The sequence below is a fragment of the Pseudarthrobacter sp. 1C304 genome (assembly GCF_052245515.1).
In the GTDB taxonomy this organism is placed as follows: Bacteria; Actinomycetota; Actinomycetes; order Actinomycetales; family Micrococcaceae; genus Arthrobacter.
The window spans coordinates 1-16774 of sequence record NZ_JBQQCH010000015.1 but is presented as its reverse complement, the minus strand read 5'-3'; the positions used below and the strand labels follow the sequence as shown (position 1 = coordinate 16774).

The following is a 16774-nucleotide window of genomic DNA, read 5'->3' as shown; positions in this document are numbered from 1 at the left end:
CCCCGATTCCCCTGCAACAGCCGCAGCGCCCGGTCCGCCACGAAAACCAGCAGCCTGCCTGCGGCACCCCGCGTCACCCGAAGGAGACAGTATGAGCAAGAAGGTGAGGGTGCGCACCGGCGCCACCGCCCCGGCGGAGCTGCGCGGCAGGATGTCCTCGGACGGCGGCGCTGCCGAGGGGACAATCCTGACGTCGGAGGCTCCGGACCAGGCCGCACGCTGGCAGGAAGGCGAACGGCTGGACCAGCTCTTTGAGGACCGGTGCGACCTGTTGCGGGAACAAGGCCTGGGCGGCCAGCTCGCCGTGGATGCGGGGGACATAGCCCTGAGCTACCTGGAGCTGGATGCCCGGGCCAACCAGCTGGCGCGCCGCCTCCTTGAACGCGGCGCCCGGCCCGGGGACCGCATCGCCCTCCTGTTCGACGAGCCGTGGCGCGCCTACGTGGCGATGCTCGCGGTGCTGAAGATCCACGCCGCCTATGTGCCGCTGGACCCGGCGTTCCCCCCGGACCGCCTGAAGTACATCGTCGAGGACGCTGACGTGGCGATGGTGCTGTCACTGTCGCGCCTGACGGACCTTCTGCCCGAGGTTGCGGCCCAGACGGTCTGCCTTGACGTGGAGCAGCCGCACGTGGACGCCCAGGACCCCGGACGCATGGACGGTGCGGACATGGGCGGGACCGCCGATGAGCTGGCCTACATCATCTATACCTCCGGTTCCACCGGCCGGCCCAAAGGCGTGGCAGTGGAGCATGCCAGCATCTGCAACTTCGTCCGGGTGGCCTCCGATATCTACGGCATCGAGCAGACGGACCGCGTCTATCAGGGCATGACCATCGCCTTCGACTTCTCCGTCGAGGAAATCTGGGTCTCCTGGATGGCCGGTGCCACCCTGGTGCCCAAGCCGGGCGGCCCCAGCCTGCTCGGGGCCGACCTCGCGGAGTACCTGCAGGAAAAGAACATCTCCGCTCTGTGCTGTGTTCCGACGCTGCTGGCGACCATCGATGAGGACCTTCCGGGCCTGCGGTTCCTGCTGGTGTCCGGCGAGGCGTGCCCCAGGGACCTTGTGATGCGGTGGCATCGCCCCGGCCGGCGCTTCCTGAATGTCTACGGGCCCACCGAGGCCACAGTCACCGCGACCTGGGCTCTCCTGGACCCCGACAGGCCCGTCTCGCTCGGCGTGCCCCTGCCCACCTACACGGCCGTCATCCTGGACCCCGACGGAAGCCGCGCCCTGCCCCCCGGAGAGTCGGGGGAGATCGGCCTGGCCGGGGTGGGGCTGGCCCGCGGCTACGTCAACCGCCCCGATCTGACGGAGCAGGCCTTTATCCCGGATTTTCTCGGTATCGGCAACAACCCGTCCGGCCGTATCTACCGCACCGGCGACCTGGGCAGGTTCAATGCCGACGGCGAGATCGAATACTTCGGCCGCATCGACACCCAGGTCAAGATCCGCGGCTACCGCATCGAACTGACCGAAATCGAATCCTTCCTTCTGCAGCTGCCCGGCATCGCCCAGGGCGTGGTGGAAAAGTTCTCGCCGGAGAGCGGATCCGTGGAGCTGGCCGCGTATTACACCCTCCGGCAGGACGCGGAGAACGTCGACGCCCGCGACATCCGGGAGATGCTCCGCACCAGGCTCCCCGGGTATATGGTTCCGGCGTATTTCGAACAACTGGAGTCCATGCCCATGATGGCCAGCGGCAAGGTGGACCGGAAGCGGCTGCCGCGGCCCACCCACCGGCTGGGCATTGCCGGCAACGGGGCCTTCACCGCCCCGGCCACTGCCACCGAAGTGGCGCTGGCCGAGCAGCTGGGCGCCGTGCTGGGCCTGGACAAGGTCTCCACGGACGCGCACTTCTTCAATGACCTGGGCGCGGATTCCCTGCTGATGGCGCACTACTGTGCCCGGATCCGGAAGCAAACCGACCTGCCGCCGGCGGCAATGCAGGACATCTACAAACACCCCACGGTCCGGCAGCTGGCCGAGTGCCTCGACGCCGTTCAACGGGACACCGTGCTGGAACCGGCCGTTCCGGCGGGCGGCGTGGCACCCCCCGCCGAGCCGTACCGCGTCAGCTCCCTCCGGTACGCCCTCTGCGGCGCGGTCCAGCTGCTGTTCTTCCTGGGCTATACGATGTACGCCGCCTGGCTGCTGGTGTTCGGCTATGAATGGGCGTCCGGCGGCTCCAACCTCTTTGAGATGTGGCTGCGGGCGGTCGGCTTCGGGGCGGCCATGTTCCTGATCCTGTCCGTGACCCCGATCATCTTCAAATGGGTGGTGGTGGGGCGCTGGAAGCCCGGCGAAATCCGGATCTGGAGCTTTGACTACCTCCGGTTCTGGGCGGTCAAGACGCTCACACGGGCCAACCCCCTGGTGCTGTTCGCAGGCTCCCCGCTGTATGTCCTGTACCTGAAGATGCTCGGTGCGCATATCGGCAAGGGAGTGGTGGATTTCTCCGGGAAGGTTCCGGGCTGCCCGGACCTGCTGACCATTGGTGACAACACCGTCATCCACAAGAATGCCTCGATCATGTGCTACCGGGCCCACTCCGGCATCATCCAAAAAGGTCCCGTGACGCTGGGCAGCAACGTGCTTGTCTCGGAGCGGACCACCCTCGACATTGGGGCATCAATGGGGGACAACAGCCAGCTCGGGCACGCCTCCTCGCTCCAGTCCTGGCAGGCCGTGCCCGCCGGTGAAGTCTGGCACGGCTCCCCGGCAGTCCGGACCGCCACGAACTACCTCCGTGTGCCGGCGGCGAACTGCAGCACACGCCGGCGCGTCATCTTCAGCCTGCTCCAGCTCTTCAGCCGCCTGGTTCTGGTCCTCCCGGTCGGCATCCTCGGCCTCGCGGCGCTGCTGCCGTCCTACCTGGACACCGGGCACCTGCAGCTGGGCGCCGCCGCGTTCATCCTGGACCTGATGGCCGTGACCTTTGTACTGTTTGTCATCGGGCTGTTCACCGGCCTCTTCTTCACCCTGTGCGTTCCACGGGTGCTGAACCGCTTCATCAAACCCGATGTGGTGTATCCGCTCTACGGCTGGCACTTCTCGGTGCACCGGACCATCATGCGGTTCTCGAGCCTCGGGGTGTACAAGAATCTCTTCGGCGACAGCTCGTACATTGTGCACTACCTGAAGGCCCTCGGCTGGGACCTGGGCAAGGTGCAGCAGACCGGCTCGAACTTCGGCCCCACGTTGTCCCATGAGTCGCCGTTCCTCAGCGCCGTGGGAACCGGGACCATGGTGTCCGACGGCCTGAACATGATGAATGCCGACTACACCAACACCTCGTTCCGCCTCTCCAAGGTCCAGATCGCGGGGCACAACTTCCTCGGCAACAACATCACGTTTCCGATCGGGGCGCAGGCCGGAGAGAACTGCCTGCTGGCCACCAAGGTCATGATCCCCATCGACGGGCCGGTCCGGCGGGACGTGGGCCTGCTGGGCTCACCGGCCTTCGAAATTCCGCGGTCCGTCCAGCGCGACGCCCAGTTCGACGAGCTCAAGCAGGCCGAAGCCATGCAGCGGCTCCTGCCGTCCAAGAACCGGCACAACATCATCAGCATGTTCCTCTACCTGGCCGTGCGCTGGTTCCTGCTGTTCGTCGCAGCCCTGGCGGGCGCCGTCGCCGTCACCGGCCACGATCTCATTGGCGTCCTGGCCATCTCCGGCGCCATGCTGGGCCTGATGGTGTTCCGCATCCTGTTCATGGCGCTGGTGGAGCGCTCGGTCATGGGATTCCGGCGCCTCAAGCCCCAGTTCTGCTCCATCTACGATCCGTACTTCTGGCGGCACGAACGTCTCTGGAAGCTCCTGGGCGGGCCCGCCTTCAACGGCACCCCGTTCAAGCCCGTGCTTTGGCGGCTCTTCGGCGTCCGAATGGGCAAACGGGTCTACGACGGCGGCCTGAACATGCCGGAGAAGACCCTGGTGACCATCGGCGATGACTGCACGTTCAACGAGGGAGTGCATGTGCAGGGCCACTCCATGGAGGACGGCGCCTTCAAGTCGGACTACGTTGTGATCGGCAACGGCTGCACCCTTGCCGTGGATTCCTGGCTCAACTACGGGGCGGTGCTGCACGACGGTTCGTCCGTCGGAGCCGACGCCATGCTGATGAAGGGCGAGGACGTCCCCGAGGGGGCAACGTTCACGGGCAACCCGGCCCGTGAGATGACCGTCCCGGCACCCCGGGGGCAGGGCGTCCCCGCCATCCCCGGCGGTCCCCGCCACCGCAGCCTCGAAGCTGCCGCCGCCGACCGGAAGCAGGCCGACGGCGGGCACCGCAAGCAGCGGGCCATGCACCGCCAGCGCAAGTCGGCCCTGTCCGGACGTTAGGCGATAAGGGCTCCGCGGGCTATCGGGATCCTGTCGGGACGCCGGCGTCCTCGGGGAGGTCGTCCGGGAAGCTGTCTGGGACGGCCCCCGGAGCTGCCCGGCGGCCGCGCGGCCGCGCGGGGCGGGTGGCCTGCCCGGCGTCCGGACCCTGACCGGCGTCCGCACGTGAGAGTGCCTTCCGCTCGCGCCGGCCCTCCACCAGCCGGTACAGCACCGGAACCAGCACCAGGGTCAGCGCCGTAGAGGAAATCAGGCCGCCGATTACCACGATGGCGAGCGGCTGGGAGATGAACCCGCCGCCGCCGGTCAGGCCCAGGGCCATCGGCGTCAGCGCGAACACGGTGGCCAGCGCGGTCATGAGGATCGGCCGGAGCCGCTGGCGGGCGCCGTGTGTGATGGCATCGGCCACACTCATGCCGGGCTCGCCGTTGCGCGGCTGGCGGTACTGGTTGATGAGGTCGATCAGGACGATGGCATTGGTCACCACGATGCCCACCAGCATCAGCATGCCGATCAGGGCCGGCAGGCCCAGCGGCACACCGGTGATCAGCAGCAGCCCGATCGCGCCGGTCGCCGCGAACGGCACCGAGACCAGCAGGATCAGCGGCTGGATAAGCGATTTGAAGGTGGCCACCATAATCACGTAGACGATCGCGATGGCTGCCAGCAGGGCGAGGCCCAGCTGCCCGAAGGATTCTGCCTGCTGCGTGGTGGCGCCGCCGATCTCGGCAGTGACGCCCGCCGGCAGCTGGACGGTCTTGAGCCGGGCCTGCACTTCGGTGCTCACCGCACCCAGGTTGGAGCCCGACGGCGTCACGGACACTCGGGCGGTCCGCTGGCCGTTGCTGGCGGTGATGGAGACCGGGACGTCCACCTGTTCGACGGCGGCGATGCTGACCAGCGGCACGGGACCGGCCGCCGTCGGCAGCTTGGTCTGCCGGACGGCGTCGATGCTGCTGAAACGGGTGCCTTCGCCGATCCGCACGGGGTAGTCGTTGGTGTCGATGCGCACCGTTCCTGCCGGAACCGGGCTGATGGTGGCGGCGAGCACACCGGCCACCTGTTCCTCACTGAGGCCTGCTGCGACGGCTTTCGCGCGGTCCACTTTGACCTGGACCACGGGCTGGCTGGCGGCCAGGTTGGTGGCCACCTCGGACGCGCCGGGGACCCCCTCCATGGCCTTGACCATGGTGTCGCTGGCCGTCCGGAGGTCAGCGGTGGTGGCAGCTTTCAGGGTGATGTCCACGGTGGACGAGGTGCCGAAGCCGCCCTGCTGGGAGCCCACGGTGATCTTTCCGGAATCGGGGATCCTGGCCAGTTCGCTGCGCACGGTGTCCTTGAGCTGGCTCTGGTCGGCTTTCTCCTCGGTCACCACAGTGAAGCTGGAGCTTGATGCTCCGGCCGACAGCAGCGCGGAGAATCCGGACTGGGCGTTGCCGGTGGTGACCTGGACGTCCTTGACGCCGTCGATTTCCCGCAGGACTTCCTCTACCTTGACCGCAGCGGCGCCGGAGTCGGCCAGGCTGGTGCCGGACGGGAGGGTCTGCCGGACGGTCATGCTGTTCTCACCGGAGTTGCCCAGGAGGTCGGTAGCCAGCAGCGGTGTCATGGCGGCGGTGCCGCCGAGGACCAGCAGGGCGGCGATGAGGGTCACTACCGGGTGCTTCTGGGTCTTGGTCAGCACCGGCAGGTAGCCGCGCTGCAGGACGGTGCGCTGCTCGGCCTCGTGGGCCTGCGCGGCAATCTCCCGGGCCGTTGCTGCGCGGCCTGCGGCATCTGTGTCTTCCCGGGCTCCGCCCGTCTTGGCGCCCGGGTTCCGCAGGAACCAGTACGCCAGGACCGGCACGATGGTGAGCGAGACAAGCAGGGACGACAGCAGTGCGATGGTGACCGTCAGGGCGAACGGCCGGAAGAGTTCGCCGGCCAGTCCGGCCACAAAGGCAATCGGCAGGAAGACGGCCACGGTGGTCAGGGTCGAAGCCGTGATGGCGCCGGCGACTTCCCGGATGGAGGTCTGGATGGCGGTGATCTTCGGCTCGCCGTAGCTGAGGTGGCGCTTGATGTTCTCGATCACCACGATCGAGTCGTCCACGACGCGGCCGATCGCGATGGTGAGCGCGCCGAGGGTCAGGATGTTCAGCGAGTAGCCCGTGGCCGACAGTCCGATGAAGGTGATCAGCAGGGACAGCGGGATGGAGACTGCCGTGACAAGGGTGGCCCGGACGGACATCAGGAACACCAGGATCACTCCGACGGCGAAGCCCAGGCCCAGCAGGCCCTCGGTGGTGAGGTCCTTGATGGACTTTTCGATGAACGGCGCCTGGTCGAAGATCGGGGTGAACTTCGCGTTGGAGCCGAGTTCGGCCTCAAGTTCCGGCAGGAGGTCCTTCACGGCGTGGGAGATGCCCACGGTGTCGCCCTCGGGCTTTTTGGTGACGGACAGGGCCAGGGTTTCCTTGCCGTTGGTCCGTGTGATGGAGGTGCGGGCGTCCTCGGCGATGCTGACGTCGGCGACGCTGCCGATGGTTGCAGCGTTCCGGGTGCCGCCCAGCGGAAGTGCCCGGATGGCGTCGAGGGAGTCCACCGGGCTGCCGATCTGCAGCGAGAGCGTTTTGCCCTGCTCTTCGATGGTGCCGGCGGGAACGAGGGCCCCGTTGTTCCGCAGTGCCTCGCTGATGGACTGGATGCCCGCGCCGGAGGCCGCCATGGCCTCGGGGCGGGGCAGGATCTTGATGTGCTGTGTGGCCCCGCCCGTCACCTCGGCGCCGCGGACGCCGTCGAGCTTCTGCAGCCGCGGGACGGTGAGCCGGGCCAGGTCGGCGTTCAGTTCGCTCAGCGGCTTGTCGGAGGAGACCGCCAGGAACACGATGGGGAAATCGCTGATGCTGCCGGCGATGGCCTGGGGCTGGACGTCGTCCGGCAGCGACCGCTTGGCGTTGGAGATGGCCCGGTCGATCTGGTTCCGGGCACGGTCCAGGTTTGAGCCGTAGGTGAAGACCATGCTGATCTGGGAGACGCCGTTGCGCGACGTGGACGACGTCGACTCCAGGCCCTCTACGCCGTTGAGCGCCGTTTCCAGCGGCCCGCTGACCTGCTTGTCCACCACTTCCGGGGAGGCCCCGGGCATGGACGTGATGACTGTGATCTGCGGGAACTCGATGGACGGGATGAGCTCCTGCTTGAGCGAGGACATCGTGATCACGCCGAAGACCGACGCGAAAACGGTGACCAGGGCGATCAGGGCCCGGTTGGCCAGCGACAGCTTTGCAAGCCGGAACATCCTATGGTCTCCTGACGGGTCGGCGGACGAAGTTCAACGGGGTCTAACCAGCGCAGGGATCAAGGCTTCCGCGGCCCCGGGACCGGCGTCAGCGGCGGTTGGCGTCGACCGTTTCCAGCTGGAGCGCCTTGGCGGTGTCGGCCTCAAGCTGTGCGGCAAGGTCCGGGTTCTCGTTGAGCTTGACGCCATAACCGGGCATCATCTCCTTGAACTTGGACTGCCAGCCCTTGAACTGCTTCGGGAAGGACTTCTGCAGCAGCTCGATCATGATCGGTACCGCCGTGGACGCGCCCGGGGACGCCCCCAGCAGGGCGCCGATCGAGCCGTCGCGGCCGGCGATGACTTCGGTGCCGAACTGCAGCACGCCGCCCTTCCTGGGGTCCTTCTTGATGATCTGTACACGCTGGCCGGCGGTGATGAGTTCCCAGTCGCCGTCCTGGGCGGCGGGGTAGTACTCGCGCAGGGCCTCAACCTTGGCGCCGTGCCGCTTGGCGACTTCCTTGACCAGGTAGGCGGTGAGGTCCATGTTGTCCTTGGCCACGGCCAGCATCGGAATGATGTTGGAGGGCCGGATGGACAGGGGCAGGTCCAGGTAGGAGCCGTTCTTCAGGAAGTTGGTGGAGAAGCCGGCGTACGGGCCGAACAGCAGGGAGCGCTTGCCGTTGACGTACCGCGTGTCCAGGTGCGGAACCGACATGGGCGGTGCGCCCACCGAGGCCTGGCCGTAGACTTTGGCGCTGTGCTGGGCGGCGAGTGTCTCGTCCGTGCAGCGGAAGAACTGGCCGGAAACGGGGAAGCCGCCGTAGCCCTTGCTTTCCGGGATGCCGGAGGCCTGCAGGAGGTGCAGTGCGCCGCCGCCGGCGCCGACGAAGACGAACTTCGCACGGATCGAGCCGTGCTCGCCGGACGTGGGGTGCTTGATGGCCAGGTCCCAGCCGCCGCCGGGGGCACGCTTGATACCGGTGACGTCGTGGCCGTAGTTGACCTCCACGCCGTTGTTCCCGAGGTACGTGGTGAGCTCCCGGGTCAGGGCACCGAAGTCGACGTCGGTCCCTTCCGCGGCGCGGGTGGCGGCGACGCGCTGCTTCGGGTCGCGTCCCTTGACGATCAGCGGGGCCCACTTTGCGATCTGCGCGTGGTCCTCGGAGTATTCCATCGAGCGGAACAGCGGGTTCGGCTTGAGCGCCTCGTAGCGGGTGCGCAGGAACTTAGTGTTTTCCTCGCCGATCACAAAGCTCATGTGCGGCACGGTGTTGATGAAGCCCTTGGGGGAGCCGATCATGCCGTTCGTGACCAGGTGGGACCAGAACTGGCGGGACAGCTGGAACTGCTCGTTGATGAGGAGCGCCTTGGACGGGTCCACGGAGCCGTCTTTGGCTGCGGGGGAGTAGTTGAGCTCGCACAGCGCGGCATGTCCGGTGCCGGCGTTGTTCCAGGGGCCGGAGCTTTCCAGGCCGGGCTCATCCAGCTTCTCGAACAGGGAGATGGTCCAGTTCGGCTCGAGCTGCTTCAGGAAGGCTCCGAGAGTGGCGCTCATGATGCCGCCGCCAATCAGGACGACGTCGGCATGTTGGGTCTTGGAAATGAAAGTCACAATCAGTCTCCGATAGCAGCGGGTCTGGCTGTCACAGAATATCCCTCGCGGGCCTCTTACTGAAATTGGCCCCGCCCGTCAAGGCTTTAGCTCGACCTTTGTGAAAACTTCATTCAGGACCGGAGACGCCGGATACTTCAGCACGCGGTCCGAAAGTGCCAGCGCCGAGATCGGAAAGGCGATGGGCACGGCCGGGACCGTGGCGGCGATCTGGGCGTTGATGGTCTGGTATTCCTCGGTCCGCTCCTTGCCGTCCGGCAGGCCGCGGGCCCGGGCGATCTTAGAAAAGACCTGGGGGTCCTGATAGCCGAACTCGCCGGTGTTCTCGCCGAAGAGCGGGCCCACGAAGTTGTCCGGGTCGGCGTAGGAGCCGTTCCAGCCCAGCAGGTGGAGGGCGTGGTCGCCGGGGGAAGTGACTTTCTGCAGGTAGCCCTCGGACCAATCGACGGGCACGGGCTTGATGTTGAGCCCGACGGCGGTGAGCTGCTTGCTGATTTCAGCGTAGACCTTCTCCGGCGTCGGGAGGTACGGCCTGGTGACGTTCAGCGGGTAATAGAACTTCAGCTCCTCGCCCTGGTAGCCGGCCTCGGCCAGGAGTTCCTTGGCCTTGTCCGGGTTGTGCCCCAGGGCGGGGGCGTTGTTGTTGAAGCCGCTGAGTTTGGCCGGGACGAATTGCGTGGCCTGGGCCGTGTTGTCAATGAAGAACCTGCGGATCAGGGTGTCCTTGTCGAGGGCCATCTCGATCGCCTGGCGGACCTTGAGGTTCTGCAGGACGGGCACTTCCTGGTTCATGCCCAGGTACATGACGGAGAACGGGTCGCGCTGGACAATCTGCTTCCCGCGCTTCACGAGCTGGTCGAAGTTGCCGACAGTAACGGCGTCGTAGGCGTCGATCTTGCCGTCCAGCAGGGCCTGCATCCGGGTCTGGGTGTGGTCATAGGTGACGAAGTTGATGGTGCCGATCTGGCCTTTGTCCCCCCAGTAGTCCTTGTTGCTGGAGAGGGTGATGGTGCCCGGGTCCCAGGAACTGAACGTGTAGGGCCCGGTTCCCACCGGATGGAGCCCGTAGGCGGAGACGGCCTGGCCGTCACGGGTCTGGTTCAGCTCGTCGGCGTTGCGGGCCGCAAGGGCCTGCGGCGAGGAGATGGCGAACGCGGGCAGCGTCAGGGCCTGCAGGAAGCCGGTGAAGGGCTGGGTCAGCTCGATGGTGACGTTGTCCGGGGCGGCGGCGGCGCATCCTTTGTAGATGGAAAGGGAGGCCTGATCGGCGTGGGCCTTGAAAACGCCCTTGAAGGTGGTTCCCGGAGCCTGCTGCCGCAGCGCCTCCGAGAAGTTGAACCAGCGGTCAAAGTTGGCGCAGACGGCTGCGGCGTCGAACGCCGTTCCGTCCTGGAACGTCACGTCGTCCCGGAGTTTGAACGTGTACGTGCGGCCGTCCTCGCTGGTGGTCCACTCGGTGGCCAGCAGCGGCGTGGGCTGTCCAGTGGTCTGGTCGACGCCGACCAGGCCCTCCAGGACCTGGCGCGTGATCCGGTACGACTCGATGTCGGACACCACGGCCGGGTCCAGCCCGAGCGGCTGGGAGGCGGTGCCGAAGGTGAAGACGGCGCTGGGGGCGGCGTCGGTGGGGCTGGCCGAGGCGGTTGCGGAGGCCGGGCCGGGGCCGGGGGTGCCGGTGCAGGCGGCAAGGGGAATCGTCAGGAGCACGGCCAGGCCGGCCGCAATGCGGCGCACTGCGCCGGCCCGCTGGGGGCGGGGGCTCACGGCGCGGTGGGGCACTGTACTTCTGGGCACTCGGTAATCACCTCGGGGGAATGGATGGACCGCCGGCTGCGGAACAGCCCCATTCTAGATGACCGTCCCGGGCGCAGGCTGTGAGCCGTGCGCGGCCTGCGTCCATGGGGTACCAGGGGTATCAGGGCAAAACGAAGGCCCCCACCGGCGGTGGGGGCCTTCGCTTCTCCCTCATGGTCCAGTGAGTCAGGCTGGAGCCGCAACAGGAGGGCCGGTGGTGCCTACTTCGGCATCAGAACGGAATCGACCATGTAGACAGTGGCGTTGGCGGTCATGACGCCGCCGCAGACGACGTTGGCGTCGTCGACCTTGAGCGCATCCTTGGTACCGGTGACCGTTACGGAACCGCCCTGGACGGTGGCGTGGGTGCCCACGATCTCATCGGGGCTGATCTTGCCGGGCACTACGTGGTAGGTGAGGATCTTGCTGAGCAGGGCATCGTCCGTCTTCAGCGTTTCGATCGTGGCGGGGTCAATCTTGGCGAACGCGTCATCCGTCGGTGCGAACACCGTGAATTCGCTGCCGTTGAGGGTGTCCACGAGGTCCACCTTCGGGTTGAGCTTGCCGGACACCGCGGCGGTCAGGGTGGTGAGGATCGGGTTGTTGGAGGCCGCGACCGCTACCGGGTCGAGTGCCATGCCGGAGACGGAGCCGGCACCGCTGGGGACCTGGGCGGCGTAGGCTGCGCAGCCTTCACCGACGAGGTTGGCGGCCGGATCCATGGCTGCGGCGGAGCTGGTGGACGGCGACGGTGCCATGCTCGATTCCATCGGCGTGGCGGCCGGAGCCGAGGAGGCGGGTGCCGCGGTGGTGGATCCTCCGCAGGCAGTGAGGCTGAGCATGGCTGCAGCGGCGATTCCTGCAACGGAAAGAGTCGTGCGCTTGATGGTCTGCATTTCGGTTCTCCTTTGTTGTGCCGATCATTGCCAGCGGCGGACTATTTCCGCAGTGGCTCTTCTCCGACTTGTTGGCCACCAACCTTGGTTGGTGTCTCACTGGGTATTCGGCGGCTCAGGGGAAACGGATGGGTAGGGATGGAAATTCTTTTTTGCCCTGGGTTTCGGGCCGGCCGGCAACCTCCTGTGAAGGTGCCAGCGGTTAAACCAAAGAGCCCCGGTCCGAGGACCGGGACTCTATTGTTTGTGTGCGCAAGGGGGGACTTGAACCCCCACGCCCGAAGGCACAGGAACCTAAATCCTGCGTGTCTGCCAATTTCACCACTCGCGCGCGGTGCCCGCCCAGCAGACCTTTGGGCTGTGACGGGAGCATGCCAGGGTCCATTGTACATTTCGCGTCGCCCGTGCCGGTCGAAGCGGGCTTAGAGACCGGCCAGGCCCTTGCCGATCATGACGGCGCCAATGATGGCGAGCACCGCCGCGATGATGATGTCGTAGTAGCGGACAAGCCAAGCCCGGACCGGCTCCAGCGCCTGGCGCACCGGGGCGCCAAAGAGGAGGTACGCCGCCACCGGCGCCACAACGGTGACCGTCGCTATCGCGGTGTAGCCAAGCAGGGCTGCCGTAGCCCTGCCCGCGGGGAGGTGCGCGCTGCCAATCACCACCCCGGCAGCGATACCCAGGACCAACTCTTTCGGATTGACCGCGCTCACCAGGAATCCCGTGCGCAGGGCCTTTGCCGGCTTCATGCCGTCCAGCGCCTGCATCCATGCGGGGGACTTTGGCTCGGCGGCGTTTCGGCGCCGCGAGCGGAGCTTGGTGAGCGCCAAGACCACCAGTAACACGCCCAGCACCAGCCGGATGGCTGCGCCCACGCGGCTGCCGCCCGCGCCCTGCGTCGCAGTATCGGACAGGGCCGCCACCGCAGCCACCGTCAGCAGGACCGCTGCGACGCGGCCCACAGCAAAGGCGACGCTCCTGCCCCGTCCATCGGGGGAGAGGATCACCAGCAGCACGGCGATCAGCGGGAGCGGACTTGCCGCCATACCCATCGCCAGCGGCACAAGTTCCGCGATCAGTTCAAACATGCAGCCCCCATCGGGCGCCTCAACATGCGGACCGACAGGGTTTCAAGATGATCCCTTCCCGCGCGGCCCGGCCAGGACCTTTGGTGACTGTAAGCCGGCGGGAGGCCCCGCCGCATCACCCGCAGTGGATGAACACGGTCTACGGGCCATCCCGCCGGGGTTTTGTGCCTAAGCGTCGATTTTCAGGTCCCGGCGGAGCTTGGCGACATGCCCGGTGGCCCGGACGTTGTACTGGGCAACGGCCACCTTCCCCTCGGGGTCGACCACCACGGTGGACCGGATGAGTCCTTCGTAGGTTTTGCCGTAGTTCTTCTTCTCGCCCCAGGCCGCGTAGGCCTCGGCCACAGCGTGGTCCGGATCGGACAACAGGGGGAAGGCCAGGCCTTCCGCAGCTGCGAACTTGGCGAGCTTCTCAACCGGGTCGGGGGAGATGCCCACCACCGCGTAGCCTGCCCCCTCCAGCGATTCCAGGGAATCCCGGAAATCGCAGGCCTGCTTCGTGCAGCCCGGGGTGGAGGCCGCCGGGTAGAAGTAGACCACGGTGCTGCGGCCGCGGAAATCCGAGAGGGAGACCTCCCGCCCGTCCGAATTCTGCAGGGTGAAGGCGGGTGCCGGGTCGCCGGGGATGAGTCGTTCGGGCATGGTGTGCTCCTTCTCAGGGCTGTTTCAGGGGGCGGAATTCAAGACTAGTGAGGGTCGGGCGGCCCGCCGAATCGGACCATCGCTATACTCGTTGGTATGCCTGATATGGAACGCTGGCCCACGGGGCGCCTCTTGTCTACGGCAGCACGCCTTGTTGAACACTCCTGGAACGAGAAATTGGGAGCTATCGGCCTCACGCACGCTGGGGTCATCGCGATGGAAGTGCTCTCCGCCAACGGCCCTATGACACAGGCCCAACTGGCCCAACTGGTGCGTGTCCAAGCGCAGACCATGGGGAAGACGCTGAGCCGGCTGGAAGCCCACGGGCATATTTCCCGGCACCGCAGCGCCTCGGACCGGCGCAGCCATGTGGTGTCCCTTACGGACCAGGGCCGCCAGGCCGTTGCTGAGGCCGCGGACATGGAACGGTCGGTGCTGGCCGCCGCCTCGATTGACCCCGATGTGCTCCGGCAGGAGCTGCAGGCAGTAGTCCTTGAACTGGCCAACAAGATCGCCTCCCCGGAAGCGAAGGCAATCGTCACCGCCAACGAACCGGGCCTGGCCGTCGAGGCCAATTAGGGCAGGAAGGCGGCGGGTCTGTGCGCCACATCCGCCCGTCTGGGCCGGCCGGTGAAGGGCAGCCTGAGCGTGATCCGTGCCGTCCCGTGTCTTTCACCGGCCGGGGCACCGGCTGCGCATAGGCTCAGGGGATGGATACGGACCTGACTGCTGAGCTGGAAGGGCAGACCTCAATTAACGAGCTGCTTGACGAGCCCGTCGGCGCCTCCCCGGTCCAGCTGGCGCTGCCCATCCATTTCCAGCTGGCGGTCGCTGTCCGGCGCCGAGCCTAGTCGCAGCCGCCGCCTCCGCCGTCCCCGCCACCGCAGTCTCCGGAGCTGTCTCCGCCGCCGCTGTAGCCGCCGTCGCCGCCGTAACCGTTGTTGCGCCGCCCTGAATCCCTCCTGCGGGGGGTCAGCACGCCAAAGAGGAGCACGCCCGCGGCCCGCGGATCGCCTCCGTCCGCGGCAAAGGCCGCCCGCCGGCTGCGCCCCAGCAGCCAGGTCACTGCCAGGAAGGAGGCGGTGGAGAAGGCCATGCCGTAGAGCAGGGCCGCTTCGGTGGCGGGATCGGCCGACTCCAGACCGAACGCCGTCGCCACCATGCCGCCCAGGAACAGCCCGACAGGAACAGCCACCAGCAGCCTGCGCACCAGCGCCCAGCGAAGGCCCGCGACTGAGACCGGAAGCTTCTTTGGCCGCCGCCGTTTGGTCCCCTGGGTGCGTCGCACGGCGATTTTCGACCTGGTCATGGCCGGCCGTCCGCCCCCAGAGGCATGCCCGTGGTGTGTGAAGCAGTCAATGTGTCCCCCTGAGGCCGGTGTCTCGGTCGTAGACCAGCATCCTATGCGAGTCCGCCGGGCAGGCGCGGTTATTGGGAGGCACTGACACTCCGGCAAGGGAGGGCGCCGGCATGGTCTGCCGGCAAACCAAAAACCCCGTCCTGCCGGCTTGTGGCCGGTAGAACGGGGTTTTCTTTGGTGGTGCACCCCCCGGGACTCGAACCCGGAACCCATTGATTAAGAGTCAATTGCTCTGCCAGTTGAGCTAGAGGTGCATCTGTTGTTTTCGTTCTCCGCGGGGTTTTTGTTCCCGCGTTGTTCTCCGCAACGACATGAAACTCTACACGAGTTTGAGCGGAGTGTGAAATCGGGTCCCCCGGCTGGGGCCGGGGCTACCCGGGCAGCTCCAAAACCAGCACAGAATCAGGGTTTTTGTTGTTGTTCAGCATCCATAAACGGCCGTCCGGGGCCAGTGCGACGTCCCTGATCCGCCCGTACTGGCGTGTGAAATAGCCCACAGGATCGCCGGCAAATTCCCCGTTGAGGGGAACAACCCACAGGCGCTGGCCGCGGAGGGCACCCAGGTAGGCCGTGTCCCCGGTGATCTCGAGTCCGCTGGGGGAGGAATCCGCCGTCGACGGCCACGTCACCTTGGCGTCCAGGAAACCGTCCCGCTGCGGCGCCCCCGTTACTTCCGGCCAGCCGTAATTGCCGCCCGGCACAATCAGGTTGAGCTCGTCGTTGACGTCGGGACCGAATTCGCTGGCCCACAGCCGTCCCGCGCTGTCCCAGGCGAGTCCCTGCACGTTGCGGTGGCCCAAGCTGTACACGGGGTTGTCGCCGAAGGGATTGCCTGGCGCGGGGCGGCCCTCTGCGGTGAGGCGCAGGATCTTGCCGCCCAGGGCGTCGCGGTCCTGCGGCTGCTCCCGGCGCTGGGCGTCACCGGTGCCGACATAGAGATAACCGTCCGGCCCGAACCGGATCCGCCCGCCGTTGTGCGTGCGGGCCTTGGGGATCCCGGTGAAGATGACCTCGGCGGGCCCGAGCTGGAGCTCCCCGCCCCGCTCCTCAAGGCGCAGCCGCGCAATCCGGTTGTCGCTGGCTGCGGTGAAATAGGCGTAAAGGTAGCGGTCGGTGGCGAAGTCCGGCGAGAGCGCCAGCCCCAGCAGACCGCCTTCGCCGCCGTGGACGACGTCGGGAACCGTCCCGAGGGTGCCGGCCCGCCCGCCCGAACCCGGTGCGATGGTGCGGAGCCGGCCGCGGTCGCGCTCGGAGACCACGGCCGTGCCGTCCGGCAGGAAAACCGTGGCCCACGGCACCTGCAGTTCGGCGTCGATGGTCCCGGCCACCGTGGGTGCTGCCGGGGCCGGCCTGGACGCGGCACCGGACTCCCCGGTACCCGGTTCCCCCGGGGCGGGTACCGCGGGACTCGTGCCGGCCGGGGGAGCGGTGCCGCCGGGTGCGTCGGGCCCGGTGGACGTGCAGCCGCTCAGCAGGATCCCGACGGCGGCTGCCCACGCCATGCCGCGCCGCTTGCTGACGGACCGGCCGGCTGGGCAGCGGACGACGGCGTCAGGGGCGCCCGGAGGGGCGGGCCGCACCACGGATTACTGCCGCGTCCGCCGCGGCGGCCGGAAGCCGGCTGCTTCGGCGTGGGCTTCGGAGAGGAACCAGACCTCGGCGCGGGTCTCCTCGTACGCAGGGCTGGATTCGTCGTGGTAGACCATCGATGACGCGTTGCCCTTGACCGTGAAGCCCTCCGGGCCGCTGCCGTCGGGGCCGGGCGCCGAATCTGC

Annotated in this window: 12 protein-coding genes and 2 tRNA genes; 3 read left to right on the top strand and 11 right to left on the bottom strand. The window is 67.2% G+C overall.

Annotation, left to right across the window (positions count from 1 at the left end; translation table 11 throughout):
* The first annotated feature begins 91 nt into the window (after positions 1-91).
* Positions 92-4345, top strand: coding sequence for a Pls/PosA family non-ribosomal peptide synthetase (locus tag ACTWQD_RS18075; RefSeq protein WP_443197499.1), 4254 nt, complete (start codon positions 92-94; stop codon positions 4343-4345).
* A gap of 19 nt (positions 4346-4364) precedes the next feature.
* On the opposite strand, the gene ACTWQD_RS18070 is transcribed toward ACTWQD_RS18075, so the two are convergent.
* The 7 genes from ACTWQD_RS18070 to bcp all read right to left on the bottom strand — a co-directional run bounded on the left by ACTWQD_RS18070 (position 4365) and on the right by bcp (position 13639).
* Positions 4365-7625, bottom strand: coding sequence for an efflux RND transporter permease subunit (locus tag ACTWQD_RS18070; protein ID WP_443197498.1), 3261 nt, complete (start codon positions 7623-7625; stop codon positions 4365-4367).
* Positions 7626-7713: 88 nt separating this feature from the next.
* A complete protein-coding gene (locus ACTWQD_RS18065; protein WP_443197497.1) occupies positions 7714-9219 on the bottom strand; it encodes a malate:quinone oxidoreductase in 1506 nt (501 codons plus the stop codon).
* Between the two features lie 78 nt (positions 9220-9297).
* A complete protein-coding gene (locus ACTWQD_RS18060; protein ID WP_443197524.1) occupies positions 9298-10953 on the bottom strand; it encodes an ABC transporter substrate-binding protein in 1656 nt (551 codons plus the stop codon).
* A 281-nt stretch (positions 10954-11234) separates the two neighbouring features.
* Positions 11235-11909, bottom strand: coding sequence for a fasciclin domain-containing protein (locus ACTWQD_RS18055; RefSeq protein WP_443197496.1), 675 nt, complete (start codon positions 11907-11909; stop codon positions 11235-11237).
* A gap of 249 nt (positions 11910-12158) precedes the next feature.
* Positions 12159-12240 (bottom strand) — tRNA-Leu (locus ACTWQD_RS18050).
* A gap of 91 nt (positions 12241-12331) precedes the next feature.
* Complete coding sequence (locus ACTWQD_RS18045; protein ID WP_443197495.1) at positions 12332-12997, bottom strand: GAP family protein; 666 nt, start codon at positions 12995-12997, stop codon at positions 12332-12334.
* A gap of 168 nt (positions 12998-13165) precedes the next feature.
* On the bottom strand, positions 13166-13639 hold the full coding sequence (gene bcp / locus ACTWQD_RS18040) for a thioredoxin-dependent thiol peroxidase (RefSeq protein WP_443197494.1): 474 nt from the start codon (positions 13637-13639) through the stop codon (positions 13166-13168).
* Between the two features lie 105 nt (positions 13640-13744).
* Between bcp and ACTWQD_RS18035 the strand changes: the two genes are divergently transcribed.
* Entirely contained in the window at positions 13745-14218 is a 474-nt protein-coding gene (locus ACTWQD_RS18035) for a MarR family winged helix-turn-helix transcriptional regulator (protein ID WP_443197523.1), read from the top strand.
* A 131-nt stretch (positions 14219-14349) separates the two neighbouring features.
* On the top strand, positions 14350-14490 hold the full coding sequence (locus ACTWQD_RS18030) for a hypothetical protein (protein ID WP_443197493.1): 141 nt from the start codon (positions 14350-14352) through the stop codon (positions 14488-14490).
* On the opposite strand, the gene ACTWQD_RS18025 is transcribed toward ACTWQD_RS18030, so the two are convergent.
* The 4 genes from ACTWQD_RS18025 to ACTWQD_RS18010 form a co-directional block, all read right to left on the bottom strand.
* On the bottom strand, positions 14487-14948 hold the full coding sequence (locus ACTWQD_RS18025) for a hypothetical protein (protein WP_443197492.1): 462 nt from the start codon (positions 14946-14948) through the stop codon (positions 14487-14489). The two genes, ACTWQD_RS18030 and ACTWQD_RS18025, sit on opposite strands and share 4 nt — an antisense overlap.
* A 229-nt stretch (positions 14949-15177) precedes the next feature.
* Positions 15178-15253 (bottom strand) — tRNA-Lys (locus ACTWQD_RS18020).
* A gap of 117 nt (positions 15254-15370) precedes the next feature.
* On the bottom strand, positions 15371-16501 hold the full coding sequence (locus ACTWQD_RS18015; protein ID WP_443197491.1) for a PQQ-dependent sugar dehydrogenase: 1131 nt from the start codon (positions 16499-16501) through the stop codon (positions 15371-15373).
* 84 nt (positions 16502-16585) lie between these two features.
* Positions 16586-16774 (bottom strand): sunset domain-containing protein (locus ACTWQD_RS18010; RefSeq protein ID WP_443197490.1); only part of this gene is annotated, 189 nt, incomplete at its 5' end.